General features: G+C 71.4%; 22 protein-coding genes. 12 read left to right on the top strand and 10 right to left on the bottom strand.

Annotated features, from left to right (window positions below):
* Positions 1-3 precede the first annotated feature (3 nt).
* Genes MMF93_RS33240 through MMF93_RS33225 form a run of 4 tightly spaced genes read left to right on the top strand, consistent with a single transcriptional unit; the run spans position 4 to position 4,118 of the window.
* Positions 4-1,449: an NDP-hexose 2,3-dehydratase family protein gene (locus tag MMF93_RS33240; RefSeq protein WP_242757136.1), complete on the top strand. Its 1,446-nt coding sequence runs from the start codon at positions 4-6 to the stop codon at positions 1,447-1,449.
* Positions 1,446-2,447 (top strand): Gfo/Idh/MocA family protein, encoded by a 1,002-nt coding sequence (locus MMF93_RS33235; RefSeq protein ID WP_242757134.1) that lies wholly within the window; start codon positions 1,446-1,448, stop codon positions 2,445-2,447. The genes MMF93_RS33240 and MMF93_RS33235 overlap by 4 nt, the downstream gene beginning before the upstream one ends.
* On the top strand, positions 2,444-2,971 hold the full coding sequence (locus MMF93_RS33230; protein WP_242757132.1) for a flavin reductase family protein: 528 nt from the start codon (positions 2,444-2,446) through the stop codon (positions 2,969-2,971). Before MMF93_RS33235 ends, MMF93_RS33230 begins: the two co-directional genes overlap by 4 nt.
* Positions 2,958-4,118, top strand: a complete 1,161-nt coding sequence (locus tag MMF93_RS33225) for an acyl-CoA dehydrogenase family protein (RefSeq protein WP_242757130.1) — start codon at positions 2,958-2,960, stop codon at positions 4,116-4,118. Before MMF93_RS33230 ends, MMF93_RS33225 begins: the two co-directional genes overlap by 14 nt.
* Before the next feature lie 116 nt (positions 4,119-4,234).
* On the opposite strand, the gene rfbH is transcribed toward MMF93_RS33225, so the two are convergent.
* Genes rfbH through MMF93_RS33210 form a run of 3 tightly spaced genes read right to left on the bottom strand, consistent with a single transcriptional unit; the run spans position 4,235 to position 7,687 of the window.
* The gene (gene rfbH, locus MMF93_RS33220; protein WP_242757128.1) at positions 4,235-5,533 is read right to left on the bottom strand and encodes a lipopolysaccharide biosynthesis protein RfbH; all 1,299 of its coding nucleotides are present in this window, start codon (positions 5,531-5,533) and stop codon (positions 4,235-4,237) included.
* A 4-nt stretch (positions 5,534-5,537) separates the two neighbouring features.
* Entirely contained in the window at positions 5,538-6,488 is a 951-nt protein-coding gene (locus MMF93_RS33215; protein ID WP_242757126.1) for an NAD-dependent epimerase/dehydratase family protein, read from the bottom strand.
* A complete protein-coding gene (locus tag MMF93_RS33210) occupies positions 6,485-7,687 on the bottom strand; it encodes a nucleotide disphospho-sugar-binding domain-containing protein (protein WP_242757124.1) in 1,203 nt (400 codons plus the stop codon). The genes MMF93_RS33215 and MMF93_RS33210 overlap by 4 nt, the downstream gene beginning before the upstream one ends.
* A gap of 299 nt (positions 7,688-7,986) precedes the next feature.
* Between MMF93_RS33210 and MMF93_RS33205 the strand changes: the two genes are divergently transcribed.
* From MMF93_RS33205 to MMF93_RS33195, 3 genes are read left to right on the top strand one after another with little or no spacing between them, the layout of a single operon-like run.
* Positions 7,987-8,919 (top strand): ATP-binding cassette domain-containing protein, encoded by a 933-nt coding sequence (locus MMF93_RS33205; RefSeq protein ID WP_242757122.1) that lies wholly within the window; start codon positions 7,987-7,989, stop codon positions 8,917-8,919.
* On the top strand, positions 8,916-9,737 hold the full coding sequence (locus MMF93_RS33200) for an ABC transporter permease (RefSeq protein ID WP_242748346.1): 822 nt from the start codon (positions 8,916-8,918) through the stop codon (positions 9,735-9,737). Before MMF93_RS33205 ends, MMF93_RS33200 begins: the two co-directional genes overlap by 4 nt.
* A gap of 11 nt (positions 9,738-9,748) precedes the next feature.
* Positions 9,749-10,897, top strand: a complete 1,149-nt coding sequence (locus MMF93_RS33195) for a nucleotide disphospho-sugar-binding domain-containing protein (RefSeq protein ID WP_242748348.1) — start codon at positions 9,749-9,751, stop codon at positions 10,895-10,897.
* On the opposite strand, the gene MMF93_RS33190 is transcribed toward MMF93_RS33195, so the two are convergent.
* The 6 genes from MMF93_RS33190 to MMF93_RS33170 form a co-directional block, all read right to left on the bottom strand.
* On the bottom strand, positions 10,863-14,123 hold the full coding sequence (locus tag MMF93_RS33190; protein ID WP_242748350.1) for an AfsR/SARP family transcriptional regulator: 3,261 nt from the start codon (positions 14,121-14,123) through the stop codon (positions 10,863-10,865). The two genes, MMF93_RS33195 and MMF93_RS33190, sit on opposite strands and share 35 nt — an antisense overlap.
* Before the next feature lie 70 nt (positions 14,124-14,193).
* Entirely contained in the window at positions 14,194-15,186 is a 993-nt protein-coding gene (locus MMF93_RS33185) for a class I SAM-dependent methyltransferase (RefSeq protein WP_341483321.1), read from the bottom strand.
* On the bottom strand, positions 15,183-15,566 hold the full coding sequence (locus MMF93_RS33565) for a class I SAM-dependent methyltransferase (RefSeq protein ID WP_341483320.1): 384 nt from the start codon (positions 15,564-15,566) through the stop codon (positions 15,183-15,185). Before MMF93_RS33565 ends, MMF93_RS33185 begins: the two co-directional genes overlap by 4 nt.
* A 180-nt stretch (positions 15,567-15,746) precedes the next feature.
* Positions 15,747-17,204: a multicopper oxidase family protein gene (locus tag MMF93_RS33180; protein ID WP_242757120.1), complete on the bottom strand. Its 1,458-nt coding sequence runs from the start codon at positions 17,202-17,204 to the stop codon at positions 15,747-15,749.
* Positions 17,205-17,302: 98 nt separating this feature from the next.
* Positions 17,303-17,755 carry a hypothetical protein gene (locus MMF93_RS33175; RefSeq protein ID WP_242757118.1) on the bottom strand — a complete coding sequence of 151 codons (453 nt, stop codon included), beginning with the start codon at positions 17,753-17,755 and terminating at the stop codon, positions 17,303-17,305.
* Between the two features lie 61 nt (positions 17,756-17,816).
* Positions 17,817-18,014 carry a hypothetical protein gene (locus tag MMF93_RS33170; protein ID WP_242757116.1) on the bottom strand — a complete coding sequence of 66 codons (198 nt, stop codon included), beginning with the start codon at positions 18,012-18,014 and terminating at the stop codon, positions 17,817-17,819.
* A gap of 520 nt (positions 18,015-18,534) precedes the next feature.
* Between MMF93_RS33170 and MMF93_RS33165 the strand changes: the two genes are divergently transcribed.
* The 3 genes from MMF93_RS33165 (at position 18,535) to MMF93_RS33155 (ending at position 21,101) form a co-directional block, all read left to right on the top strand.
* Positions 18,535-19,182, top strand: a complete 648-nt coding sequence (locus MMF93_RS33165; RefSeq protein ID WP_242757114.1) for a transposase — start codon at positions 18,535-18,537, stop codon at positions 19,180-19,182.
* A 230-nt stretch (positions 19,183-19,412) separates the two neighbouring features.
* Positions 19,413-19,922: a hypothetical protein gene (locus tag MMF93_RS33160; protein WP_242757112.1), complete on the top strand. Its 510-nt coding sequence runs from the start codon at positions 19,413-19,415 to the stop codon at positions 19,920-19,922.
* Between the two features lie 582 nt (positions 19,923-20,504).
* On the top strand, positions 20,505-21,101 hold the full coding sequence (locus tag MMF93_RS33155; protein ID WP_242757110.1) for a hypothetical protein: 597 nt from the start codon (positions 20,505-20,507) through the stop codon (positions 21,099-21,101).
* Between the two features lie 1,235 nt (positions 21,102-22,336).
* On the opposite strand, the gene MMF93_RS33150 is transcribed toward MMF93_RS33155, so the two are convergent.
* Complete coding sequence (locus MMF93_RS33150; RefSeq protein WP_242757108.1) at positions 22,337-22,957, bottom strand: hypothetical protein; 621 nt, start codon at positions 22,955-22,957, stop codon at positions 22,337-22,339.
* A gap of 151 nt (positions 22,958-23,108) precedes the next feature.
* Here MMF93_RS33150 and MMF93_RS33145 point away from each other — a divergent pair, with 151 nt between their 5' ends.
* Both MMF93_RS33145 and MMF93_RS33140 read left to right on the top strand, forming a co-directional pair.
* Positions 23,109-24,110, top strand: coding sequence for an ATP-binding protein (locus tag MMF93_RS33145; protein WP_242757106.1), 1,002 nt, complete (start codon positions 23,109-23,111; stop codon positions 24,108-24,110).
* Positions 24,026-26,104 carry a tetratricopeptide repeat protein gene (locus MMF93_RS33140; protein ID WP_242757104.1) on the top strand — a complete coding sequence of 693 codons (2,079 nt, stop codon included), beginning with the start codon at positions 24,026-24,028 and terminating at the stop codon, positions 26,102-26,104. The genes MMF93_RS33145 and MMF93_RS33140 overlap by 85 nt, the downstream gene beginning before the upstream one ends.
* Positions 26,105-26,106 lie beyond the last annotated feature (2 nt).

Genomic DNA, 26,106 nt, shown 5'->3' with positions numbered 1-26,106 from the left:
CAGATGACTACCGGCACACCAGGCGCCGCTGCCCGCCGGGCGCCCGCGCCGCCCGACCCGTCGCCCCGGTTGACCGAGTCGGCGGCCGCCGGCCGGGGCCCGGAGCCGGTCAAGGAGACACTGCGCTGGCTGGCCGCCCGCAGGGCGGCGCACACCTTCGAGGTGGAGCGGGTGCCCTTCGCCCAGCTGCACGGCTGGTCGTTCCGCGCGGACACGGGCGATCTGGGGCACGCCAGCGGGCGTTTCTTCACGGTCCAGGGCCACCGCGTGCACAGCGACTACGGGCCAATCCCCCGCTGGGAGCAGCCCATCATCAACCAGCCCGAGGTCGGCGTGCTGGGTTTCCTCGTCAAGGAGATCGACGGGGTCGTGCAGTGCCTGATGCAGGCCAAGATGGAGCCGGGCAACGCCAACGTCGTCCAGCTCTCGCCCACCGTGCAGGCGACCCGGAGCAACTACTCGCGGGTGCACGGCGGGGCGGCGGTCCGCTACCTGGAGTACTTCACCGACCCGGGCCGCTCCACCGTCCTGGTCGACGTCCTCCAGTCCGAGCAGGGCTCCTGGTTCCTGGGCAAGCGCAACCGCAACATCGTGGTCGAGGTGCAGGGGGACGTCGAGGTGCACGAGGACTACCGCTGGATGCCCGTCGGCACCGTGCTGGAGCTGCTGCACAGCGACAACGCGGTGAACATGGACGCCCGCACGGTGCTCTCGTGCATGCCGCTGGCCCGCCCGACCACTCCGCCCGGCGGCGGGGAGGCGACACACCCCCGCGCGGCTCTGCGCCGTTCGGTGACCGACTTCGAGTACGCCCTGCACCCGATGCGGGAGCTGCTGCACTGGTTCACCGACCGTACCGCCCGGCACGACCTGCGCACCGAGCGCGTACCGCTGGCCGGGATCGAGGGCTGGAGGCGCACCCCCGAGGCGATCAGCCATGCCCAGGGGCGGTACTTCTCCGTCATCGGGGCGCGGGTGCGGGCCGGCAGCCGAGAGGTACGGGAGTGGACCCAGCCGCTGCTGGCGCCGCACGGGCTCGGTCTCGCGGCGCTCGTGGTCAAGCGCGTGCACGGGGTGGCGCACCTGCTCTTGCACGCGCGCCCGGAGGCCGGGCACCTGCACGGGGTCGAACTCGCCCCCACCGTGCAGTGCACCCCGGACAACTACCGCGGCCTGCCCGCCGGGGACCGGCCGCGCTTCCTCGAGCACATCGAGGCCGTGCCGGCAGACCGGGTGCGCTTTGATGCCGTGCAGTCGGAGGAGGGCGGCAGGTTCCACCGGGCGGAGTGCCGCTACATGATCGTGGAGGCGGGGGACGAGGTCCCCCTCAAGGTGCCGGAGGGCTACCGGTGGTTGGCAGCGCACCAGGTGACACGTCTGCTCGAGCACAGTCACTACCTGAACGTCCAGGCCCGTACCCTGGTGGCCTGCCTGCACAGCCTGTGGTGAGCGCGCGGGAGGCGCCGGTGCGCGTCGGCGTGCTGGGGTGCGGGGGCGTCGCCATGCGGCGGATGCTGCCGGCGATGGCGCGCACGCCGTGCGTGGCGGTCGCGGCGGTCGCGAGCCGTCAGCGCGCACGGGCCGAGTCCGCGGCGGCCCGGTTCGGGGCCGAACCGGTGCACGGGTACGAGCGTCTGCTGGCACGCGAGGACATCACCGCCGTCTATGTGCCGCTCCCGCCGGGGCTGCACGCGGAGTGGACGGCACGGGCGCTGCGAGCGGGCAAGCACGTGCTCGTCGAGAAGCCGATGACCACCACCGCACACCAGGCGCGCGAGCTGGCCGCTCTGGCCGAGGAGCGGCGTGCGGTGCTCATGGAGAGCTTCATGTTCTTGCACCACTCGCAGCACGCGGCGGTCGCACAGCTCGTGGACCGGGGGGCGATCGGCCAACTGCGTTCGGTCACCGCCGAGTTCGGTTTTCCTCCGCTGCCCGCCGGCGACATCCGCTACCGGCCGGATCTGGGGGGAGGCGCCCTGCTCGACGCCGGCGTCTACACCCTGCGTGCCTCCAGCCTGCTGCTGCGGGCGGTGCCGGCGGTGCTGGGCGCGCAGTTGAGCGTCGACCCCGGCACGGGTGTGGACGTGTCGGGCCACGCGCTGCTGGCCGGGGCGGGCGGCGCCGTCTCCCACGTCTCCTTCGGCTTCCGCCACGCCTACCGGTGCGTCTACACGCTGTGGGGCAGCACCGGCAGCCTCGTCCTGGACCGGGCGTTCACGCCTGCGCCCGAGCACCGGCCGGTCGTACGCGTCCGGCGCCAGGACGGTGCGGAGGAGGAGGTGAGGCTGCCGGCCGACGACCAGTTCGCGCGGACGGCCGAGCGGTTCGCCGCGCTTGTGCGCGGTGCCGGGGACCCGGCCGCGGAACGGAGCGCCGCCGTAGGCCAGGCCGAGCTCGTCGACGCCGTACGCACGGCGGCCGGGCGTGCCCGGGGAGGTGTGGGGTGACCGCGCCACCGCGGGGGGAGCTGGTCAGCTACCGTGCGGCGCTCGCCCGCTGGCCCAGCGGCGTCGCCGTCGTCACCGCGCGGGACGGTGGGGGGCGGCCGTACGGGTTCACCGCCACCGCCTTCTCCTCCCTGTCGGCCGAGCCGCCGATGGTGCTGGTGTGCCTGGGCCGCGAGGCGGACTGCCGGCCCGTCTTCGAGGCGGCGGAAGCGATGGCGGTGCACCTGCTGCGTGACGACCAGGTGGCGGTCGCCGGCCGGTTCGCCACCAAGAACGTCGACAAGTACGAGGGCCTGCACACGTCTTCGGGGCTGGCGGGGGTGCCCTTGCTGACCGAGGCGCTGGCGACGATCGAGTGCGTCCTGGAGCGGCGGATCGATGCGGGGGACCACATCATCCTCGTGGGCCGGGTGGAGCGCTGCACGGCCTTCGGTGGGCGGCCTTTGGTCTATTTCTCCCGCACCTTCCACAGCCTGCCGGCCGATTCCCCTGCCAGAGAGGCGGACAGCCATGCCCAGCACTGATGGGACACCCCACGCCCCTGCCTCGTCCACCGGTCTGGTGGAGGCCGCGGCCAAGGCCGCCGCGCTCGCCGGCGAGTCCGCCGCCGAGGCCGATCACCAACACCGCCTTGCCCCACAGGTGTCGAAAGCCCTGGTCGAGGCCGGGTTCGCCCGGCACTTGGTGGGGCCGCGCTGGGGCGGGTCGGCCGCCGCGCCGGGGGCGGTGGGCGACCTGCTGGCGGCTTTGACGGCGGTCGGTGCGCACTGCATGTCCGCGGCCTGGTGCGCCGGGGTGCTCACCGCGGTCGGCCGCATGTGCTCCCACCTGCCTCTGCAGGGGCAGCAGGAGCTGTGGGGCGAGGGGCCCGACGTGCCGCTCGCCGGGTCCCTGGCCCCCGCCGGCACCGTGCGCAGCGTGCCGGGCGGGTGGCGGCTGAGCGGCCGGTGGGACTTCGCCAGCGGCGTCGACCACGCGAAGTGGACGATGGTGGGCGCGCTGCTGGCCGGTGACCAGGGGCCGCCCGCGCTCCGGCACTTCGTAGTGCCCCGGCACCAGTACGAGGTCCTGGACACCTGGCGCAACGTCGGCCTGCGCGGCACGGGCAGCAACAGCGTGCGTTTGGAGGACGTCCTGGTTCCCGAGCACCGCAGCTTCGCGCACGCCTCCATGCTCGCCGGTGAGACCGATGGCCAGGCGCCCCGCACGCACCGTCTGCCGCTGAAGCTGATCAACGGCCTGTTCTTCGTCGGGCCCGGCGTCGGCGCGGCCGAGGGGGCCCTGGCCCGGTGGACGGAGTGGACCTCCCGGCGCGTGGAGATCAACGGCTCGAAGACCACCTTGCGGCCGGGTGTGCGGATCGCCCTCGCGCAGGCGGCCGCACGCGTGAGCGCGGCGCGCCTGCTGGTGGAGCGCGCCGCGGCGCAGGCGGACGCCTGCGAGGTGACCGAGGAGCTGACGTTGCGTTTGACGCGTGATTACTCCACCGCGGTCGATCTGCTCCTCGACGGTGTCAACGGGCTGCTGCGGATGAGCGGCGCCCGGGGCCAGTCGGAGTCGAGCCCGGTGCAGCGGGTGTGGCGCGACGTGCACTGCATGGCGGGCCACGGTGCGCTGCAGCCCGATGTCAACGCCGAGGGCTGGGGCCGGTACGCGCTGGGCCAAGACTGACCGCAGGGGCCGGGTGCGCGCAGGGGTGCCGCAGAGGCGGCCCGGCGCACCCGGCCGCCCCGTTGCCGGGGCAGCCGGTCTGCGGGCGTTGCGGGTCTGCCCGCCGTGGGCCGGTCTCAGCCGCCGGCGGCGGCGAACTCGCGGACGGAGGCCGCCATGTAGTCGGTCATCTCCGCGGTGATGCCGGGGAAGACGCCGATCCAAAACGTCGAGGTGGTCGTCACGTCGCTGTTGGTCAACTCGCCGACGACGCGGAACTGGCGGCCCCGGTAGGCGGGGTGGCGGGTGAGGTTGCCCGCGAACAGGCGCCTGGTACGGATCTTGCGGGCCTCCAGGAAGTCGACCAGTGCCTTGCGGGTGAAGGGCGCCTGGGGCAGCACCGTGAGGACGAAACCGAACCAGCTCGGGTCGCTGCCGGGCGTCGCCTCGGGCAGCAGCAGCCCCGGCACCCCGCTGAGTCCGTCGCGGAGCCGCTGCCAGTTGCGGCGCCGCGCGGCGCCGAACTCCTCGAGCCGGCGCAGCTGTGAGAGGCCGAGCGCGGCCTGCACGTCGGTGGTCTTGAGGTTGTAGCCGACGTGCGAGAAGACGTATTTGTGGTCGTAGCCGGGCGGCAGCGTGCCGAAGCTTTGGTCGAAGCGGCGCTGGCAGCGGTCGTCCTCGCCCGGCTCGCACCAGCAGTCGCGGCCCCAGTCCCGGATCGACTCGACGATCCGGGCGAGTGTCAGGTTGCGGGTCAGGACGCAGCCCCCCTCGCCCATGGTGAGGTGGTGGGCCGGGTAGAAGCTGACCGTCGCCAGGTCTCCGAAGCCGCCGGTGAGGCGGCCCTGGTAGGAGGAGCCCACGGCGTCGCAGTTGTCCTCGATCAAAAACAGCCCGTGCCGGTCGGCCAGTTCGGCGACCTCGGCCACCGGGAACGGGTTGCCGAGCGCGTGCGCCATCATGATGGCGCGGGTGCGCGGGCCGATGGCCTCCTCGATCCGTTCCGCCGTCGTGTTGTAGGTGCCCAGCTCGATGTCGACGAAGACCGGCACCAGCCCGTTTTGCAGGATCGGGTTGACCGTGGTCGGGAAACTCGCCGCGACCGTGATCACCTCGTCGCCGGGCTGCAGCCGGCGCTCCCCCAGCTGTGGTGAGGTCAGCGCGCTCAGCGCGAGAAGGTTCGCGGAGGAGCCGGAGTTGGTCAGGTGCGCCTTGCGCGTGTGCATCGCACGGGCGAAACGGCTCTCGAAGGTGCGGGCGTGGCCTCCCGCGGCGATCCGCATGTCCAGTGCGGCCCCGACGTAGGCCACCCGGTCCTCCTCGTCCAGGACCGCTCCCGAGGTCAGGATCGGTGTCCGGCCGGGCACGAACGTCTCCTCGGTCTCCTCCTGGTGCAGTTTCCTGGTCAGTTCCAGCAGTGTGCTGCGTGTGTCCATCGGCTCAGTCAGGCCCTTCTTCGGCGTTGGTGATGGCCTCGCTCCACATGTCCCGGACCGTCTGGCTGCGGCTGTAGCTCGGGTGCCACCCGAGCAGTTCCCCGGCGCGCCCGGTGTCCACGGCGAGCCAGTCGATTCCGGCGCTCCTGCCGGTGGCCGGTCCTTCTTCGACGATGCGTGCGGGCACCCCGCTGGCGGTGACGAGCAGGTCCACCAGCCGGCGTACGGGTACGGCGGAGCCGCTGCCGATGTTGACCGCGCAGCCCGCCGCGGGGGAGGCGGCGGCGGCGGTCACGGCAGCGGCGAGGTCCCTGCAGTCCACGACGTCGCGTTCGGCGCTCAGCGGGGTGAGCCGTAGGTGTGCGGTGCCTCCCGCGCGGTGCGCGGTGCGCAGCGCCGCCTCCACCCGTCCGAGCAGCCCCTCGGCCGGCTGGCCCGGGCCGATGCACGTGGTGGCCCGCAGGACCAGGCCGTCCCACAGTCCGTCGGCCGTGGCGGCCAGGACGGTCTCGCCGCCTTGGAGTTTGCTGGCTCCGTAGGCCGTCGAGGGCTGCAGGGGTGCCTTTTCGGTCAGCCGCTGCCCGTACCGGGGCGGCGCGTATTCGAACACCGTGCCGATCTGGACGAAGCGCAGGCGCCAGGGCACTGCCGCGGCCGCCTCGCGCAGGCGTTCCACGAGCCGCACGTTGGATTCTTGTAGAGCCGCGGTGTCGTAGCCCCAGACCGCGCCGGCGGCGTTGACCACGGTCGCGATCCGGTGCCTGCGCAGGAGTGCGCTCAGCGCGGTGACGGGCTCGCGGGCGAGGTCGGCGCGGACCGAGGCGAAGCCGGGGGCGGGGCGCCGTGCGACGGACACGACCCGGGCACCGCTGTGCCGCAGGGCGGCACAGATGTGCCGCCCGAGGAACCCGCTGCCTCCCAGGACGGCGGTGCCGTGCGCGTCCGGCGGTGTCACGACGCGGGCATCGCCGCGAGGCGGTCGGCCAGTGCGGCCGGGGCCGGCAGCGCGTCCAGTTGTGCCTGCAGCCGTGCCAGCGCCCGGCGGTGCGGCTCGGGTGCCGCGAGCAGGTCGGCGACCGTCTTGGCCAGCAGTGCGCCGCTGTCGCTGTGGCCGGTCATCACGCCGGCACCGGCCCGCTCCACGCCGTGCCCGATCTCCGTGCAGATGGGCGAGGGGGGCACGATGATCTGCAAAACGCCTGAGGCGACCGCCGTCAGGGCCGTGCCGGCCCCGCCGTGGTGCACGACCAGGTCGCACTCGGGAAGCAGCATCCGGAAGGGCATGCCGCGCACCACCCGCACTCCGTCGGGCAGCCGGTTGTCCTCGAGCGGGCCGCCCGGTGCCAGGACGATCTCGGCGTCGGTGGCCGCCAGCGACTCCAGCGTCAGGGCGAACACGTCCCGCACCGCGGGGTCCCGGTAGCGGGCGCCGGCGATCCCCGCCGTCACGCACACCCTGGGCCGGCCGCGGCGGCGGGTGAGCCACTCCTCGTGGGTGCCGGCGCCGTTGTAGGGCACGCAGCGTACCGGCAGCCGCCGCACGGGGGCGCCGTCCGGCGGCCGCATCGCGGGCGGGCACGGGTCCACCCATCCGGCCGGTTCGACGGCGGTGGTGCCGTATTTCTCAAACAGCCGCAGGTAGGCCGGCAGCGGCTGGTCGTCGCGGTCGGCGGTGGGGCTGTGCAGGGTGCTGCCGATCTCCCAGCCGTGGCCCACGGCAGGCACCCCGAGTACGGCTGCCACAACGGGCCCCGCCATGGCCAGCACGTCGTGTACGACGAGGTCGGGGCGCCACGAGGTGCCGAAGGCCACGAGGTCGTCCAAGACCAGGTGGGCGGCGGCGCACTGCTTTTCATACAGTGCCCGCACCACCCGCCGCCGGCCTGGATCGAGCAGGTCGAGGTGTGCCGACCAGCCGCTGGGCCAGCGTGCGGGCCGGCCCCACTGGGCCAGTTCGGGCGCTACCGGCAGCGCCGCGAGCGCGGCCTGGTCACCGACGCTGACCGAGGACAGGCCGCTGCCGAGCACGGCCTTGTGGCAAGAGGGCGGGCCGGCCACCCGCACCTCGTGACCGGCGGCCTGGAAGGCCCAGGCCAGCGGCACCATGGGCAGCAGATGCCCGGGCGCCGCCCAGGTCACGAACAGCACGCGCATAACGTCCACACCTCGCCCGGAACATGTGGCACCCGGTCGGCGCCGTGCCGCCCCAGCTTCATCGCCGCGGCTCAAGCGGCCCTGGAACGGCGATCCAGGGCCGCACCGACGCCGCCCGGGGGCCGGGCCGGGGGGCGGGCCGGGGGGCGGGGCCGGGGCCGTTCCCGGGGGCCCGTGTGCCGGGCGTGGGGCCGTGTCAGCGGCGTGTCAGCGCTGCGCCAGGCCTGCTTCCTAGCGTGCGGAAGGACTCGTTGCGCACCTGCTCTCGCGCACACCGGCAAGCGGAGAGGGAGATACCTGTGACAGCCGCAATCCAGGCTATGGGCCTGGCCAAACGCTTCGGCGAGACGACGGCGGTGGCCTGCGTCGATCTGGAGGTCGAGGCGGGCACCGTGCTCGGCCTGCTCGGCCCGAACGGCGCGGGCAAGACGACCGTGGTCCGCATGCTCGCCACCCTGCTCGGCCCCGACGCGGGGCAGGCGTTCGTGCACGGGCACGACGTCACCGCCCAGGCCGACCGCGTACGCGAGATCATCGGACTCACCGGCCAGTTCGCGGCCGTCGACGACGGGCTCACCGGCATCGAGAACCTCCTCTTCCTCGGCCGGCTGCTGGGTATCCCCCGCTCCCAGGCGCGCGAGACGGCGCGCAGCCTGCTGGACCGCTTCAGCCTCACCGATGCCGCCGACCGTCCGGCCAAGACGTACTCCGGCGGCATGCGCAGGAGGCTGGACCTGGCGGCCTGCCTGGTGGGCCGGCCCAAGGTGATCTTCCTCGACGAGCCGACCACCGGCCTGGACCCCCACGCCCGTGACGAGCTGTGGGAGATCATCCGCGGCGAGGTGGGCCGCGGGGTGACCGTCTTGCTGACCACCCAGTACCTGGAGGAGGCCGACCAGCTGGCCGACGACATCGTCGTCCTCAACCAGGGATCCGTGGTCGCTCAAGGCACCCCGCAGACACTCAAGCAGGAGGTCGGCCGGCCCACCCTGCAGGTGCGTCCCCTCCACGGCAGCGACCTGGCACGCACCGCCGAGGTGGTCACGCAGACCACCGGCGAGCACACCCTGCAAGGCCGCCTCGTCAAAACCCGCGTGCACGACACCGGGGCGCTCTCCAGCCTCGCCCGCGCCCTGGAGGACGCGGGCATCGAGGTCGCCGAACTCTCCATCAGGGAGCCCAGCCTCGATGAGGTCTTCAAGCAGCTGACAGTGACAGGAGCGACGGTATGACGGCCCTCCCCACAGCCCGCAGCGCGCCACCCGCCCAGGGCACAGGCGGCAGACGGGGCCCGGGGCACGCCATGCGGCAGAGCGCCACGGTGGCCTGGCGGCAGCTGGTACAGATCAAGCACAATCCCGAGCAGCTGGTCGAAGTCGGTATCCAGCCCGTGATGTTCGTGGTGCTGTTCGCCTTCGTACTGGCCGGGCAGATGGCCGGCTCACGCCACGCCTACCTGCAGTTCGTGGTGCCGGGGCTGATCGTGCAAAGCGCCGTGCTGGTGACCGCGCGCACCGCCATCGCGACGAACACCGATGTGACCAAGGGGCTCTTCGACCGGTTCCGCAGCCTGCCGATCTCCCGGACGGCGCCGCTGATCGGCCGGATCGCCGCCGACTACGTGATGCTGGTGTGGTCGGTGGTCTTGCTGCTGGCCGCCGGCATGCTGCTCAGCTTCCGCATCGAGACGAGCTGGACGCGGCTGATCCCGATGTTCCTTTTGCTGCTCGTCTTCACCTTCGCACTGTCCTGGGCCTCGGTCCTCGCCGGCCTGCTGGCCTCCAACCCCGAGAACGTGCAGGCCCTGGCCTTCGGCCTGATGCTGCCGCTGACCTTCATCAGCAACGCGTTCGTGCGCGTGGAGACGATGCCGGGCTGGCTGCAGGCCATCGTGACCTACAACCCGGTCTCGATGCTCGCCGACTCCATCCGCGGCCTCCTGGTCGCCGGACCCGTGGCCGAGCCGGTGACCAAGACGCTGATCGCCTCCGCTCTCCTGCTGGTCGTCTTCGCTCCGCTGGCGCTGCGCGCCTACCACCGCGAGCGCTGAGGGAGCCGGGGATGCGTACGCTCATCGTCGGCCTGGTGCCGAGCCATTTTGTGTCCATGGTCCCGACCGCCTGGGCCCTGCGGGCCGCCGGCCACCAGGTGCTGGTCGCCGGGCCGCCCGCGGTGGTGGAAGAGGCCGCGTGCGCCGGGCTGTCCGGCGTCGCCGTCAACGAGCCGCCCGGCCGCCGCGTGCGCCGGTCGGCCGCGCCCTCCGGGCTGGCGAACGCGGCCCCCGACTGGGGCGTGCTGGAGGAGCGCTGGCGAGAACGGGTCGACGGCGTCCTGGACGCGCACCTGGCGACGGCCCGCGCCTGGAAGCCCGACCTCCTCCTGGTCGATCCGCTGGAGTTCAGCGGCCTGATCATCGCCGCGGCGCTGCGCGTCCCCGCGGTAGTGCACCGCTGGGGACCGGACCGGATCAGCTCCCAGTCGATCCCCCGGGCCCGCGACGCGCTCGCCGCGGTGGCCGCCGCCCGCGGCGTCGCCGACGGCCCGGCGGCACCGGCGATGGTGCTCGACCCCTGCCCGCCCAGCCTCCAGTGCCCGGAGGCTTCGGCGGCGCAGCCGGTAGGTTTCGTGCCGTTCAACGGAGCCGGCTCGCCGCCCGGGTGGGCGCAGCGCAGGGAAGGCCGGCACAGGCTGTGTGTCTCCTTCGGCGGGCAGACGCCGATGCTGTGCGAGCCGGCGGTGTGGAAGGCGCTGGTCGACCGGCTGGCGTCGGTGCCCGGCCTGGAGTCGCTGGTCACCGCGGTGCCGCAGGGCCACAGCGCGCTCCCGGACTCCGTACGCGCCTGCGGGCGGGTGCCGCTGGATTTGTTCCTGGGCGGCTGCGATGCCCTGCTGCACCACGGCGGCGCCGGCACGGCCCTGACCGGCCTCGCCCTGGGCGTGCCGCAGCTGGTGGTGGCCCAGCCGAACCCGTCGTGGGCGGCGGTCGGCGAACGGATCGCGGCGCGCGGCACCGGCCTGGTGCTGGAGCCTACGGCGGTGCTCTCGCACGAGTCGCCGGACGGGCTGCGCCGCGCCGTGGAAGAGGTCCTCACCGAGCCCGGCTACCGCCAGGCCGCCGCCCAGGTGGCGCAGGAGATGCGCGACCTGCCCTCCCCCGCGCGTATCGTGCCGCTCCTCACCGAGCTGGCGGAGGCGCCGGTGAGCGGCTGAGTCCCCCTCCTGACGCGGCCAGCGCCTCGGCGGCGGCCACCGTGAGGGGGCCGGTGGCCGCGTACCGTTCGGCGCCCAGGGCGCTGCGGGCGGCCGCGGTGATCCGCCGTACGTCGGGCTCGGTCTCCATAGCCTCGCCCCGCACCTCGCAGGCCGTGCGCAGCAGGGCCGCCGCCCGCTCGGGCTCGTCTTGGCCCAGGGCCATGTCCGCGGCAAGCACCAGCACCCGGGCCCGCAGCCCGGCCTCGCCGACCGTGCGCGCGAACTGTGCCGCCGCCGCGCACGCCTCCGCCGCGGCCTGCGTGCGGCCCTCGGCCACGGCCAGGTGTCCCCGGCTGACGAGCACCGCCGGCCGGTAGCCCACCCCCCTGCCGTGCCGCGTCACCTGCGCCAGGGCGCGGTCCAGCAGGCCGCGTGCCTCCTCCAGCCTGCCCTCGGCGCGCCGCAGGTCACCGCGCGCATGGTGCACCACGCCCAGCACCTCGCCCAGGCCCAGCCGCGTGGCCTCCCTCTCGGCGTCGGTCAGGCACCCCTCGCAGGACCGGAAGGCGCCGACCCTGGCGTGTTCGGTGGCCAGCCGCACCAGCAGCATCGGCGCGTCCTGCGCGTCGCCCAGCTCGGTGACCGCCTGCAACGCCTCCCGCAGCGCGCTCACCGCCCCGACGTGGTCCCCCAGCGCGCTGTCCGACTCGGCCAGCGCCGAGAGCGTGTAGGCCAGGCCGAGACGTTCGCCGACCTGGCGGAAACCCTCCAAAGCGGCGAGGAGTTCGCCCCGCGCCGCACTCGGCTGCCCCGCGTTGGCCAGCATCCGGGCACGGAGCATACGGGCCAGTGCCGCAAGCCACGGATCGGCGTGCCCTGCCAGCCGGCGCAGCACTTCACCCACCCGCTCGGGGGAGCCGGACGCGAGCGAGCCCAGGACGCCGGCCACCACCAGGACGGGATGCTCGGCCGTCTGGGAGGCGGGCAGCCGCTGCACCAGCTCCAGCGCCTCGAACAGGTAGGCCACGCCCTCCTCGCGGCCCAGCAGCGCCCCCTGTTGCAGCCCTCCCACCACGCAGACGATGGCCCGCTCCACCGGCCTGGTGCCGCCGGTGCGGGCGAGCACGCGCCGCGTCCACTCGGCCCCCTCCGTACGCCGGCCGCTCAGCAGCCAAAACCACTCCAGGGAGGCCACCAGGCGCAGCGGCAGCTCGGGCGGCGCCTTGGCCAGCGACCAGCGCAAGGCGGCATGGAAGTCGTCCCACAGCAGGGTGAGCGCCGCCAGTTCCCGTGTCTGCTCCCCGCGGCGCAGGCGGGGCTCGGCGGCCTGCGCGATCTCCAGCAGCGTCTCGGCGTGCCGCTGGCGCAGCGCGCTCTCCTCGCCGGCCGCCGTGAGCCGCTCGCCCGCATACAGCCGCACCGTCTCCGGCATGCGGTAGCCACTGCGCCCCTCGGCCTGGTCGGTGTACACGATGGACTTGGCCACCAGTGAGGACAGCAGCTGCTCCAGCTCGCCGGGGACGGGGGGGTCTGCCGCCCCCGGCGCGCCGGCGCAGACCCGCTCGATGAGCGGCAGTTCGACACGGCCGGCGAAGACCGCCAGACGGCGGGCGAGGGTCTGCTCGGCCTGCTCGAGCAGCTCCCAGCTCCAGTCCGTGACCGTACGCAGAGTGCGCTGCCTGCGCTCGCCTGAGCCGCCCTGCGGCTCAAGGAGCCGGAAGCGGTCATGCAGACGGCTGCGGATCTCCTGGGCGGACAGCGACAGCAACCGGGCGGCGGCCAGCTCCAGGGCCAGCGGCAGACCGTCCAGGGACCGGCAGATCTCCACGACCGGCCCGGCGGTCTCCCCATCCAGCACGAAGGACGGGCGCACGGCCGTGGCGCGGTCGGTGAAAAGCCGGACGGCCGGCGCGGCGGCCGCCTCGGCCAGTGAGCCATCGCGCGGGGGCAGCGGCAGCCCGCCCAGGTGGTGCAGCCGCTCGCCGTGCACACCCAGCGGCTGGCGGCTGGCGGCCAGTACCCGCAGCCGGGGGCAGGCGGCCAGCACTTCGGCCGTGATCTGGGCGACCGCGCCCACCAGATGCTCGCAGTTGTCCAGGACGAGAAGCCCGCGGCCCTCACCGAGCAGACCGGTCAGCCGCCGCATCACCAGCTCGTGCGGCGCCTGCGCGAACTCGGCCCCCAGCAGTCCGCCCTCACCGATCCCGGTGGCGCGCAAGACGGTACCCGGCACGTGCGAGGGGTCGCCTACGGCGGCCAGTTCGACCATCCACACCGGATCACCCGCCTCCTCCACGCGGCGCGCCGAGGCGACCGCCACCCGCGTCTTGCCCACACCGCCCGGCCCGACGACGGTGACAAGCCGGGCACGGTCCAGCAGTTCCCCCACCCGGCACACGTCCGCTTCCCGGCCCACCAGGGGAGTCAGCGGCGTGGGCAGCCGCCGCCGGCCCCCGCCCGCGACCACGGGTGCCGCCGCCGGCGGCGGTGCCGGCGTGGGTGGGGAGACGGCCTGGCCCCGCAGTACCTCCAGGTAGGTTTGCTGGAGCTCGGCCGAGGGGTCGATACCGAACGCCTGGGAGAGCCGCTTTCGGGCGTCGTCGTAGACGGCCAGCGCGTCGGTCTGGCGGCCCGCCGCCTGCAGGGCCCGCATCAGCAAAGCGCGGGTGTGTTCCCGGTAGGGGTCCTCAAAGACGAGTCCGCTCAGCTCGGCCACCAGCGAGGCGCCGCCGCCCGCCTCCAGTTCGGCCTCGATACGGTCCTCAAGGGCGCGCCAGCGCAACTCGCCCAGGCGGGCGGCGTGGGCGCGGACCGTGCGGCTTTGTATCAGACCCGACAGGGCCGGGCCCCGCCACAGGCCCAGACCCTCACGCAACAGATCCAGCCGCCGCCCACCCTCGCCACGCGCCGAGGCGGCGTCCTGCACGAACGCCTCGAAACACCAAGCATCGACCGCCGCGCGCTCGAGCACCAGACGGTAGCCGCCGGCCCCGGACTCGACGGCCACCCCGGGCAGCGACCTGCGCAGCCGGGAGACCAGCGCCTGCAGGGCGTTGTCCGGGGCCGCGGGCGGCTCCTCATCCCACAGGGCTTCCAGCAGCTGAGCCCGGGAGACCTCACGGCCGGCGCCCAGCGCGAGCACCGCGCACAGTGTCCGCAGCCGGGAACCGCGCACATCGACAGGGCCGGAGGGAGAACGCACCTGGAAAGGACCCAGGACGCTGACGGCGATACCGGCTGGCATGGCCCTCATTCTGCCGCACGCCGGCCGGGCACCGGGCGCCTTGCCCGCCCCTGTCTTCGCCGGCCGGCGGCTACACGGTGGTGATCTCGGGAAGGGGGAAGACGAGCCTGCCACCACCACGCAGATACGCCTCTTCCCGCTCGATGAAACCCTCACGGTAGATCCAGGGCAACACCAGCAACTGGTCGGGCGCATGGGACTTGGCCTCAGCCTCGGAGACGACGGGAATACCCGTGCCGGGCGTGAAACTGCCGTCCTTGTCCTTGTTGACCTCCCCGATACACGGCAGGTCCCGCTCACTCAGACCGCAGTACTGCAAGATCACGTTGCCCTTCGTCGAGGCACCGTAGCCGACCGTGAGCTTGCCCGCCCTGCGAGAGGAGTCAAGAAACTCCACCAACGCGTCCCGGCGCTCGACAGCCGCCCGCGCGAACGCCTCGAACGGCGCCATCGTCTCCAGACCCAGCGCGGCCTCCCGGGCCCTGATCCGCCCGATCGCCGCCTCATCGACGCCGTACCGGCCGGGCCTCTTGGCCAAAACCAGACACAAGCTCCCGCCATACACGTCGTTGACCTCGGCCCGGATCACGGTCAGCCCCACCCGCTGCGCCATCCACTCGATCTGGCGCAACGCGTAGTACTTCAGATGCTCATGACAGACGACGTCGTAGGCGTTCGCCTCCAGCATCGCCGGCATATAGCTCTGCTCCAGCAGCCACACCCCGTCCTCATCGAGCACGTCGTGCACATCCTGCATGAACCGCAAAGGATCGGGCAGATCGTAGAACATCGCCACCGACGTGACGATCTTCGCCCGGCGGGGGCCGAACTCCCGCTCGAAGACCTCCCGGGTGAAAAACTGCGAAAGCAGCCTCACATGCGCCGGATAGTACTCGCGCAGATAGTCACCACTCGGATCGATCCCCACAAGCGTCGGACCGTCCTTCGCATAGCCGCGCAGCAGCGTCGCGTCGTTACTGCCGATATCCAGCACCAGATCCCCGCGAGCGGGCCCGACCAGCGAGGTCAGCCAGGCGGCCTTGGCCGCCAGATGCCCGATCATGAACTCGCCCAGCCGGAGCGGTACCCATACCCCTGGCCGTACATCAGCCCGAAATCAGCGGTATGCCGCAACTGGACCAGACCGCACCCATCCGGCGAGCAGCGCACCAACTCCAGCGGCACAGCCGCCACACGCTCCTGCCGGCTGCGCGGGAAAACACCGGTCAGTGCCTGACTGCCCAGGTCGAGTATCGGCAGCAACGTGCGGTTGCCGCACACGCGGCACTCGGTCATGGTCATCGCTTCTCCAGGTCGTCGACCGTCGGCCGGCACCGCCGCCAGCACCGCCAGCACCAGCACTGCCGGCAGTACCAGCAGTACCAGCAGTACCAGCACTGCCGGCAGCACCGGCAGCACCGGCAGCACCAGCAGTACCGGCACTGCCGGCAGTGCCACGTCATCCGCGGCCCCACGAACCTAAAAGCCACCCCACGAGGGGCACTCGAGGCAGGGTGGAAACCCCCCAGGGGGCGGCCCGGACACACACGGAACGCGGCCCGGACCGGCCCGGCCCGGACCGCGCCGGGCCGGGCCGGTCCGGTCCGGTCCGGTCCGGTCCGGTCAGCGGACTTGGAAGTTGCCCATCATCATCATGTCCTCGTGCTCCAGGTTGTGGCAGTGGAAGACATACTTGCCGCGGAAACCGTCGAACCGCATGATGATCCGCGCCTGCTCCGCCGGACGAAGGTCCAAAGTGTCCTTCCAGCCCCCGTCGAACCGGCCCGGCTTCCCCGTCCCTCGGTTGAGCACCTGAAAATGGACCAGATGCAGGTGGATCGGGTGGTGGAAATCGCCGTAGAGGTTCCACACCTCGACATCCCCCAGACCCGGCGAGGCATGCACATGGTCCACGGAAAACGGCCGCCCGTTGATCGTCCAGCCGTGATGCCCCTCAATCGACTGGGACTGGAAGACCATGTCACGTTCCCGGACAGCCCCCGCCGGATCAAGAGGCTCGATCCTCGACAACCGCGCGGGAACATGACTCTCGTCCTTCGCCCTGCGGGCAATACGAAACTCCATCACCCTGCTCGTACTGCCCTCACCGAAGTCGTTGACCAGCCGCACCCTCTGCCCCACCCGGTAACCGGAGAAATCAACCACCACATCCTGACGCTCGGCAGGCGCCATATCCACATACGGATGCGCCACAGGCCGCGCCAGCAGACCTCCATCCGAACCCACCTGCACCAGCGGCTCACCCCCACCCTCAGGCAACGGATCGAGCCGCAGCCGGTACCGTCGGGCGTTGGACGCATTCAACAGGCGCAGCCGATAACGCACGGCATCGACCTCATGGCTGGGCCACGGCACCCCGTTGACCAAAATCACATCACCCATCACACCCGCCTCGTGCGGCGAGGTGACACCCGGCGTCTTCACCAACCCCTCATCCACACTCGGATAGAGGAACTGGCCATCATCCGCAAACGCCCGGTCCATCACCACCAGCGGCACATCCCGGTCCCCGTCGGGCAGCGGCAACGCCCGCTCCTCACCATCGGTAACCAGGTGCACACCAGCCAGCCCCCGCCACACACTCGGGCCGGTGAAATCCATACGGTGGTCGTGATACCACAGCGTCGCCGCACGCTGATCGACCTCATAACGGTAAGTGCGGCTGCCCTGGGTGATCTCGCCCTCCTTGTGGTGCGCACCATGCGGGAAACCACCCGCCGGCATGATCGCATCCGTGGGATACCCGTCGTGCTCAGGCGGAGTACGGCCACCATGCAAATGGACGACAGTAGGCACGGGCAGTTCGTTACGGTGCTCGACAACGGTCGTGCGCCCACGCCGGGACACCAGTGTCGGCCCGGGCATGATCCCGTTGTACCCCCAGACCCTGGTACGCACCCCCTCGATAATCTCGGCCGTACCCTCCTTCTGCACAATCTCATACCGGTCCGTACCACCACCCGAACGCACCGGCTTCAACACCGGCGGCGTACTCAACGGCCTACGAAACGCCTCCGGCAACGGCACCTGACTACGCACCACCGTGCCCGTGGAATCCACACCCCGATACCGGAAAGCCAACAACCCCCCACCCCCCACCGCCGCGAGAGCCGCACCCGAACCAAACACCACAGAACGACGCGAGACACGACCCCCCATCACCCCTCCCCCCCACCAGACCGCTGCCCCACACGATGCACACGCAACGCAACCAACACCGCCACCACAATCATCGCCACACCCAACGGAACATGCAACGACACCAACCGGCCCGCACCCGCAGCATTCTGCACCTGATTCGCCACCAACAAACCAACAGCCACCCACAACGGCCACACCCGGCCCCTACCACGCCACCGCAACAACACCCCCACAACCACCCCACAAAAAAGCAACACATCCGAAAACGTCGCCCCATACTGATGCCAACTCAACGCACCATAAACACCCGACAGAAACTGACCCGCCAAAACAGCCTGCAAACAATAAACCACAGCCACCACATACATCACCCCCGCATACAACCACGCATAAACACGCAGGCCGCGACCTGGGCGTCTTCCCCCCTCCGCCAGGTCCGCGGTCTCCTCGTCGGTGAGTTCTGTGTGCATACGGGACCCCCTGTTCTAGACCTCACATGTGAGCGAACGGGCTCAGAGTATGTGCTGGACCTCAAGCACGGCTTTGGATCAGGTAAATCCCGGGGCAGACGGAGCGGCACGGGTGCCACGCGTCCTCGGCGGGCACGAACACCCCTGCCAGGGCGGCGTGGTACGCCGCCTCGGCGCTGGCGTGGACGAGGCGGGCGTCGAGGGCACCGCGGGTGACGAGGAGCCGGTAGGAGAGCGGCGCACCGAGCGCGGCGATCACCTCGACGGGGGTCGGTGTCCGCCGGGACCTCGCCCCGTTCGTTGGCTGCTCTCAAGAGCCCGACCCCGGGTGGGTGGAGCGCCGGCGTGCGAAGGGATCCACGTGAGCCATTGCCAGCGGCACCGGCAAGGTCGCTGACTTTGGGCGTGGCCAGGCCTCCGGGGCTGCCAGCGACAGCGGGATCTCGTCCAGCCGAATACATAGCTCTTACCTGCGGTCTCCCGCTGATGTTCCCAGCGCGGCCGGGGCGCCCCAGGCCGTCCAGGTCGCGCACCGGTGGCATCTGTGGCACAACCTCGGTGAGGCCGCCGAACGGGGTGTCGCCCGCCACCGTCAGTGCCTGCGAGTCCTGGTCCCCGAACCAGTCAAGGAGACGAATCAGGCCACTCCGCCCCAGAAACCGCCGGCCTCGCCGTGGAAGAGCGACCGGTTCGCCAACCGCCTCCGGTCCCGGCACGCAACTGTCCACGCTCTGCTGGAAGCGGGACACGGCCGCCGCGCGATCGGCCGTCAGCTGCGCATGACCCATCACACCGTCAAAAGCCTCGCCGACGCCGCCAAGCCGGAAGACCTCTTCCGCGGGCAGTGGCAGTACAACCGGACCTCCGCCCTTGACGAGTACAAGCCCCACCTGGACGAGCGATGGAACGAGGGCTGCACCAACGCCTGGAAGCTCTGGGAAGAGATCATTCCGCTCGGCTACAAGGGCAGCCACGGCATCGTCAGCGCCTCCATCAAGAAGAAGCGCACCTCACCCCGTTCGGTCACAGCAAAGCCACCGGCACCCCGCGTGGTGACCAGGTGGATCCTCAGCCGCCCGGAAACCCTCACCGAGATCGAACAACTACGACTCAGGACCGTCCTGGCCAACTGCCCCGAACTCGACGCCCTCACCGGTCACGTCCGCTCCTTCGCGACCATGCTCACCGAACGACAAGGCGAGCGGCTGCCGGACTGGCTCGACGCTGTCCGCAAGGACGACCTGCCCAGCCTCCACACCCTCGCTGCAGGCATCGACCGTGACTGTGACGCCGTCATCGCCGGCCTCACCCTGCCCTGGAACTCCGGCGTCGTCGAAGGACACGTCAACCGCATCAAGATGCTCAAACGGCAGATGTTCGGCCGAGCTGGCTTCCGACTACTGCGGAAACGAGCCCTGTTGTCGTGAAGAACAGTGACGGCTTCACGGAAGTTGAGCCAGAACCCCTCGGAGTGAACTAGCCGCACCAGCTCGTTGAGGTTGTTCGGCGTGGGGAGGCGGTTGCCGAACAAACGGAAAAGGCACTGAATTGGAGGCAGATGGCGCTGCCCCGCCTGCCATGACGGGGCCGATGAACGGGTGGGGGAAGCATGCCAGAGGCGTGTACGGGCAAGCGGCAGGGTGGCAGGCTGGACGCGGTGGTGACGGGGAGTCGGTGGAGCACCTGCTCGCAAGGCCTCTCGTGGCTCCTCGTCTGTTGCGCGGCGCTCGCTGTAGTGACGGGGTGCTCGTCGTCGGCGAAAGAGGAGCTGACCGAAAGCACCAACAAGAAGTGCGAGACGATCACCGAGCGCTTCACCGGGGACGGGGACCTGGCTTACGGGCAAAGCATCAGCGCAGCTGACGAGGACAAGATGCGTGAGCGGGCAGCGCTGATCCGAGACCTGCGCCGGCACGTGCAGGACTATCAGCCACCCGAGTCAGAGCGGTTCGACCTCAAGGGCTGGATGTCCGCGCTCGACGCCTACGCGAAAAGCCTGAAGACCATGCGCACCGACTACCTCAATGCCCGGCAGGGGGACGACCTGCTGTTGGCGATGAGCGCGGCCGTCGTCGAAGAGAAGGCCGAGGCGACCGGAACCTCCGCTCAGAGCTTGGGGTTGGAGAGCTGCACGCGTGTCAAAGAGTGGGAAAAGATCGGGAAGTAGGCGCGGTGACCTCTCATCGGGCAGCCCCCGGCGGGCACGGCCTGGCCAGGAGCGCCACCGTGAAGGCCGGCAGGGATCCGGGAACGGCGCTGTTTGGGCGGCCCGGGGGCTTTCACTGCCCGGGGCCAACGGCCGTCCTCCCAGGGACTACACGCACTGGGGTGCGCTGCCCGGGCGCTTTGATCTTCGGCATCGCACTGGTGTGCGTGTAGGCCCTGGGGCCTTGGGCCGCTCCCCCTCTGAGAAGTGCCAAGCACCGTGCAACTCGTCATTAACTGTCAGCGTCAGCACGACCCCCGGCCGTAGGGCGTCAGCCACTCGATCGCAACGCAGTAGCGTCCTGGCATGACAGCTCCACCCGCCGCGGCCCCGGGCCTCCTCCCGCTTCCAGGCCAGGTGCCACATCAGGGTCGTGGGCAGTTGCGGCAGGCAGTCGTCTCGCTGTTACCAAGTGCGGACACAAGTCGGTGAACAAGATCCGCCTCACTGCCATCTCACCTTGTGTAGCCAACAGCAGACCCGGACGGCCCCGGTCACGACAGGGACCGGGGCCGTACCTTGAGACCTTGGGGGATTCCCGCCATGACAACCCGTCGCACCCGCCGCACCGTCCGTTCCGCCACTCTGGTGGCGGTGGCCGCCGCCGCGGCGTTCTCTGTGACCGCCTGCCAGAGCAGTGACAACGATGCGTCCGGCTCCCACAAGGCCGGCACCAGCGCGCAGTCCCAGGCGCAGCACGAGAGCGCCTCCCTCACGTCCAAGAGCGCTTCTGCGGCTCGCACCCAGACGCTGGTCGACGGGAGCAAGGCCAAGATCTCCAAGCTCGGTGCCCAGCACTACCGCGCCGAGATCGTCAGCGACGGTGCCGTCATCGCCACACTGGACGCAAATGGCCGTGATGCGGGGATGGACGGCAACGGCATGTTCGTCACCCTCACCCCGGGCGGTCACATCTCCTCGTGGATGGACGCCGGCCAGCAGGGGCCCGGCACCTTCAACCTCGAAGGCGACTGGAAAGCCAAGGTCACCAAACAGGACGAAGACCACTACCGCGCCCAGATCATCGGAAACGACGGCGTCATGGGCACCATCGACGCCAACGGCCACGACGCCGGCCTCGACGCCAACGGCATATCCATCGTCCTCACCACCGGCGGCCTCATCAGCTCCCACGAGTGAGACCCCGACGCACCCGGGCGGGCCAGGGGCGGGTGCAGTGGATGACTGCATTTCCGCCGAGGAGACAGGCTGCGAGCATCCGCTGGTCGCTGTCTGCCAGCAGTCGGTGCGCGACGGACTTCGGCGGCCTCGACTCGGACCGCGCACAGCAGCGGCGAGGAAGCGGGCGAGGCCCTGGGCAACGCGGGCAAGCATGCCCGTGGCAGGGGTGCCGTGGTCGCGGTCCGACCGTTGGTGCGTATGGCCATCATTCGGTGTCGCCCAACCACTAAAGAGCGTTTGGGCGACACCGAAATCCTTATTTCCGCTTAGCGGTCGTGAGTTTGTAGATCACGAGGCACCCTGCGAGTACCGCACCGAAGCTTATCGCTGCGTTTCTCACCGAGGTATGGGCATCGCCCGCGATAATGCTCGTAACCACGCACCCCACGAGCGCTATCACCGCTAAGGGCACGTAGAGGGTATCTGCTTTCTTCCTGTTCATGGACCGTCCTCTCTCACGGAGGCGTGCATGATGGTGGCGGCCTGGCGGGCCGTGCGCCCGGCGATGGGGTCGATCTGCTCCATCAGGTCGATCTGTTCACGGACAGCCTGCGGCAGGGACCTTTCTGGCTGCGGCCACGGTGCCAGGCCCTGAGGCTGTGCGGGGCAATTTGCACGGGGAGTGGTGCGGCCAGGGCGGCCTCGATGGCGGAGCAAGCCTGATCAGCTTCGAGGTGATCCTGGGCGGCGAGTTGGCACTGGTCGCAACGGGAACTCAGGTCCGTGACCCTTGCCGTAGGTGCGGCCTGGGCAGCCGCCGACAGCGCAGGAGACGAGGGTCTTGCCGCCGGGGTGGCGGGCAGGCCGATGCTCACCGCGCAGGAGAGGGCGTCACGCCGGAACTGGTACGGCCGTGCGGGGTCGCCGGTGGCCAGCGGGGCGAGGGCTGGCGAAGCCGCGCGGCGATCATGGCGTCGTCGTCTCCCTCAGCCGCAGCCCGCCCAGCATCCGGTCCAACAGTTCCCGCTGGTGGGCGCTGGGCTCCGGAAGCAACGGCCGGAGAATCTCGGTGGTGCGTGGCAGATGCCTGGCGACCTGACCCAGGAACACGCAGGTCGTGGAGCTACTCGAGTCGACGGGGGGCAGCGCGCTGTCCCCCCCATGCGCGCCTGCGCGCTCCGGCCGACTTGCGGGCCCCGACGGCGAGACGCCGGAAAACCCACCGACACCGTCACCCTCTTCGCTCCCCCCAGCTACAGGAGAGTGATGGGCGTGAAGAGGGGCGTATCGCCGGGCTCTGCACCTCGGGGCTGCTCCTGCTCCGCCACCGCGCTGAACTGGGGTTCCGCACGCGGGGTCGGGGGCTGAATCGGCCCGACCGTACCGTCGGGGTCTGCGGTAGAGGGCTTGGGCGCGGGCTGGCGGTCCTCCCGGCCGGTGACAGACCGGTGCGCGGCCGCCACCGCGGACACCAGCAGCCGGGCCCTGTGGTGCATGCCCGAGGCGGTCCGACGCCGAGGCCGCTCGACCAGCCCAGCCACCTCCAACCGGCCCACCACCGCCTCGGCTCCCCCGGGCCTGCAGCCCAGCAGGCGAGCCAGCGTCGCCGCTGCGCGGCCGCGGTGCGTATCGACCCGGCCCCCGCACAGCCGCACCTGCCCGGCCCGGTCGGCCTCCAGCACCAGCAGCCACAGCGCCAGCCGGTCCGTCGCCGCGCCGCGACCGGTACGGCAGCCCAGCAGACCAGCCGGGGTCACCGTCCCGTCCCGGTGAACCCAGCCCGGCGCCATCACGGCCTCGACGAGCCGGTGCAGCACCGCCGAGGGCTGCGGCGGCAGAGGCGGGTGTGCTGGCGGCTCGGGAGTAGGGGGCATCACCTCCTGTTCGACCGGGCCGGGCGGGGGCGTGGGTGCCGGCGTAACGGAAGGGGCCACCGGAGGTACCGAGTTGCGAGGTGCGGCGGCGGAGGTGCCGAGTCGCGCGGAAAGGGGTCCGGTTCGCCCGCGGAGGCGAGAAGATATCCGCATGACTGGGAAGCGGCACGACGCAGGCGATGTCGACGCGAAAGACGTCGTCTCGGGGAACGTCGTCTCGGGGAACGTCATCGGCCCCGTGGTGCAGGCGCACACGATCCACGGTGGCGTGCACTTCCACTCGGCGGGCCCCCCGGTGATGCCCATGGTCACACCCGTGGCCGCCCAGGGCTCGGCGCACGCCGACCTGTTCGTGGGGCGCGCCGCACAGGTGGAGGAGGTGCTGGCGCGGCTGGACCCGGACGGCGAGGGCCGCGCGGTGGTGGTGTCCGCGGGCATGGGCGGAGTGGGCAAGACGGCCCTTGCCCGGCACACGGCGGCGCTCGCCGTGCGGAGGGAGTGGTTCACCGGTGCCGCGCTCCTGGTGGACCTGCGCGGCTACGACCCAGACGGCAGGACGGTCGCATCGCATGACGTGTTCGCCCCGCTCCTGCGCGCTCTGGACGTGGAGGCGGAGGACATTCCCGAGAACCGGGCGGAGCAGGCCGCCGTCTACCACCGGACGCTGGATCGGCTGGGCCGGAAGGGAAGACGTGTGCTGCTCGTCCTGGACAACGCCTCCAGCGGCGACCAGGTACGGGACCTCCTGCCGCGCCACGCCGCCCATCGTGCTCTCGTGACCACACGCGACCGGCTGTCGCTGCCGAACGGAAGCACGCTCGTCCTCAAGGCGCTGCCGGCGGCCGAGGCGCGGACTCTGCTCGAGCGGGCCCTGCGGGCCGACCTCCCGGACGACCCCCGCGTCGCGGAGAGCCCCCGTATCGCGGACCGCCTGGTGACGATGTGCGGTGCGCTTCCACTCGCGGTCCGCATCGCCGCGGCGATCCTCGCCGACGAGCCCGACCTGCCCCTGACGGCCCTGGTGGACGAACTGCGCATGGGGGCGAGTTGCGGCACGGCGAGGTGTCGGTGGCCGCAGCGGTCGACGTCTCCTGGCGACGCTTGCTCGCCCGCGATCCCTCGGCGGCGCGGCTCGCCCAGTTATGCACGCTGAACCCCGGCCCGGGGCTGGAGACTGAGGCCGCGCAGGCGCTGGACGGCCGTTCCGAGGCCGAGGTGCGGGGGTCGCTCCGTGCGCTGCGCCAGGCGCACCTGCTGAGCAAGGCCGACGGCCACTGGCAGATGCACGACCTCGTGCGGCAGCAGTTGCGGGAACGCGCGATGCCACGGCCGGCCGACGCACCGGCGGCCGCGTTGACGCGCCTGCTGGAGTACTACCTGCAAGCCGTAAGCCGCCGGGACACGGAGTGGTTCGAGAGCGAGCGTGTCACGCTGGTGGCAGCGGTTCCCGTCGCGGTCGCGACGGGCCTGGACGGCCTCGCCGCCGACCTGGCGGCGGCCGTGTGCGCCTTCCTCACCGAGCAGTGCGACCTGGACGTGCGCCTCGTGCTGTGCCGGCACGAGGCCGAGGCCGCGGCACGCTTGGGGGACACCCGGCGCCGGGCCAAGGCGCTGGCGCGGCTCGGCACCACACTGGTGGCCGCCGCCCGGTTCAGCGAGGGGCTGTCCGCCCTCGACGACGCGCTCGAGATCTGGCGGGCCGTCGCGGACGCGGAACAGGTCGCCGAAGCGCTGCACACCCGCGGCCTGTGCCTGGTCCAAGCCGCACGCCACCGCCAGGCCGTGTCCACGTTGCGCGAGTCCGCTGAGCAGTTCCGCGCGCTGGAGTTCCCGCTGCGGGAAGCGCAGGTCCTCGACGACCTCGCGGAAGCCGCGAGCACGCTGCACGATCTGGAGGAGGCGCTGTCCGCCGCTCGCCGGAGCGCCGCACTGTTCGCCGACGCGGGCGAGCGCCAGTCGGAACTGCACCTGGGCGTGACCCTGGCGGCGCTCCACGCGCGCAACGGGAGATACGCCCTGGCCGTGTCGGGGGTCGAGAACACCGCGCGGGTGGCCAAGAACGAGGGGTATCCCGAGGTGGAGGCCAGGGCGTGCGCTCAACTGGCGCTGCTCCACGCGCAGACGGGCCGGCAGCGCAAAGCAGCCGCGTACCGTCAGCGCGCCGTCGCAATCCTGCGGGAGACCGGCGACACGGAGGCCGAGAACCTGCTGACGATGCAGTTGTCCGCCGCGGTGACGGCGATGGCCGACGACGTGGACGCCGCATCCGCACTCCAGCAACAGGTCGAGTACTGCCGCTCCTCGGGCAACAGGAACGGCGAGGGCGACGCGCTGCACCGCCTGGGGCTGCTGCTGTCCGACCGCGCGAAGCTCACCGCCGCCTATCAGGTGCATCTGAAGGCCGTGGAGGTCTGGCGGGACCTGGGCAACCGGCACCGGGAGGGCGCCGAGCTCGCGGCGCTCGCGAAGGCGTTCGCGGCGGTCAACCGCCTGGCGGCCGCTCGGCGTACGGCCGACGAGGCCGTCGAGGCGCTGACCGACAGCGGCGCCGCCGACGAGGCCGCTGCGCTGCGGGACTGGGTTGCCCAACTGCCGCCCGATTCCGAGGACGAGCCCGAGGAACTGTCCTACGTCACCACTGTCGTCTCTGAGAAACGTTCGGGATGTGCGGCCGTTGTCACCGTCATCGGTGTGGTGGTCGCGACGATCTACGACGCGCCATGGTGGGCGCTGGCGGGCTGGTCGCTCCTGCTCGCCTCCGTACGTACGGGGCACGCCGCAGTCAGCCGCCGGTCGCGGCGGGGTACGGGGGCAGGCCCGAAGCCGGAGTCGATACCGGAACCGATGCTGGAGGGTGCCTACGCGCAGGTGAAGGGCTGCCTTTCGGTGTGCGGGGCCGCCGCGCTGGTGACCGCCTATGTGGTGGGCGGCCCGTGGGGGCTGCTCGTCGCCTGCACCCTCGCGGCGGGGTGCTGGGTGAGCGGCAAGCAGGGGGTGGTGGTCTTCACCGTCATCGGCGTGCTCATCGTCCACTTCACGTGGGGAACATGGTGGATGGCCTTCGGTCTGGTCGCGCCGTTCGTCGGCTACCGGAACACCATGGGCCTGACGTTCGCGGGCGAGACCAAGCAGGTCGAGGTGGGCTGAGC

The organism is Streptomyces tubbatahanensis (assembly GCF_022699385.1).
GTDB classification, from domain to species: Bacteria; Actinomycetota; Actinomycetes; order Streptomycetales; family Streptomycetaceae; genus Streptomyces; species Streptomyces diacarni.
This window is presented reverse-complemented; position numbering and strand designations above follow the sequence as displayed.

Excerpts from the sequence above, each read along its gene's own strand:
- MMF93_RS33240 (WP_242757136.1), top strand. The coding sequence starts at position 4 with ATGACTACCGGCACACCAGGCGCCGCTGCCCGCCGGGCGCCCGCGCCG.
- MMF93_RS33225 (WP_242757130.1), top strand. The coding sequence starts at position 2,958 with ATGCCCAGCACTGATGGGACACCCCACGCCCCTGCCTCGTCCACCGGT.
- rfbH (WP_242757128.1), bottom strand. The coding sequence starts at position 5,533 with ATGGACACACGCAGCACACTGCTGGAACTGACCAGGAAACTGCACCAG.
- MMF93_RS33210 (WP_242757124.1), bottom strand. The coding sequence starts at position 7,687 with ATGCGCGTGCTGTTCGTGACCTGGGCGGCGCCCGGGCATCTGCTGCCC.
- MMF93_RS33200 (WP_242748346.1), top strand. The coding sequence starts at position 8,916 with ATGACGGCCCTCCCCACAGCCCGCAGCGCGCCACCCGCCCAGGGCACA.
- MMF93_RS33195 (WP_242748348.1), top strand. The coding sequence starts at position 9,749 with ATGCGTACGCTCATCGTCGGCCTGGTGCCGAGCCATTTTGTGTCCATG.
- MMF93_RS33190 (WP_242748350.1), bottom strand. The coding sequence starts at position 14,123 with ATGCCAGCCGGTATCGCCGTCAGCGTCCTGGGTCCTTTCCAGGTGCGT.
- MMF93_RS33185 (WP_341483321.1), bottom strand. The coding sequence starts at position 15,186 with ATGATCGGGCATCTGGCGGCCAAGGCCGCCTGGCTGACCTCGCTGGTC.
- MMF93_RS33175 (WP_242757118.1), bottom strand. The coding sequence starts at position 17,755 with ATGCACACAGAACTCACCGACGAGGAGACCGCGGACCTGGCGGAGGGG.
- MMF93_RS33165 (WP_242757114.1), top strand. The coding sequence starts at position 18,535 with ATGACCCATCACACCGTCAAAAGCCTCGCCGACGCCGCCAAGCCGGAA.
- MMF93_RS33155 (WP_242757110.1), top strand. The coding sequence starts at position 20,505 with ATGACAACCCGTCGCACCCGCCGCACCGTCCGTTCCGCCACTCTGGTG.
- MMF93_RS33150 (WP_242757108.1), bottom strand. The coding sequence starts at position 22,957 with ATGCCCCCTACTCCCGAGCCGCCAGCACACCCGCCTCTGCCGCCGCAG.
- MMF93_RS33145 (WP_242757106.1), top strand. The coding sequence starts at position 23,109 with ATGACTGGGAAGCGGCACGACGCAGGCGATGTCGACGCGAAAGACGTC.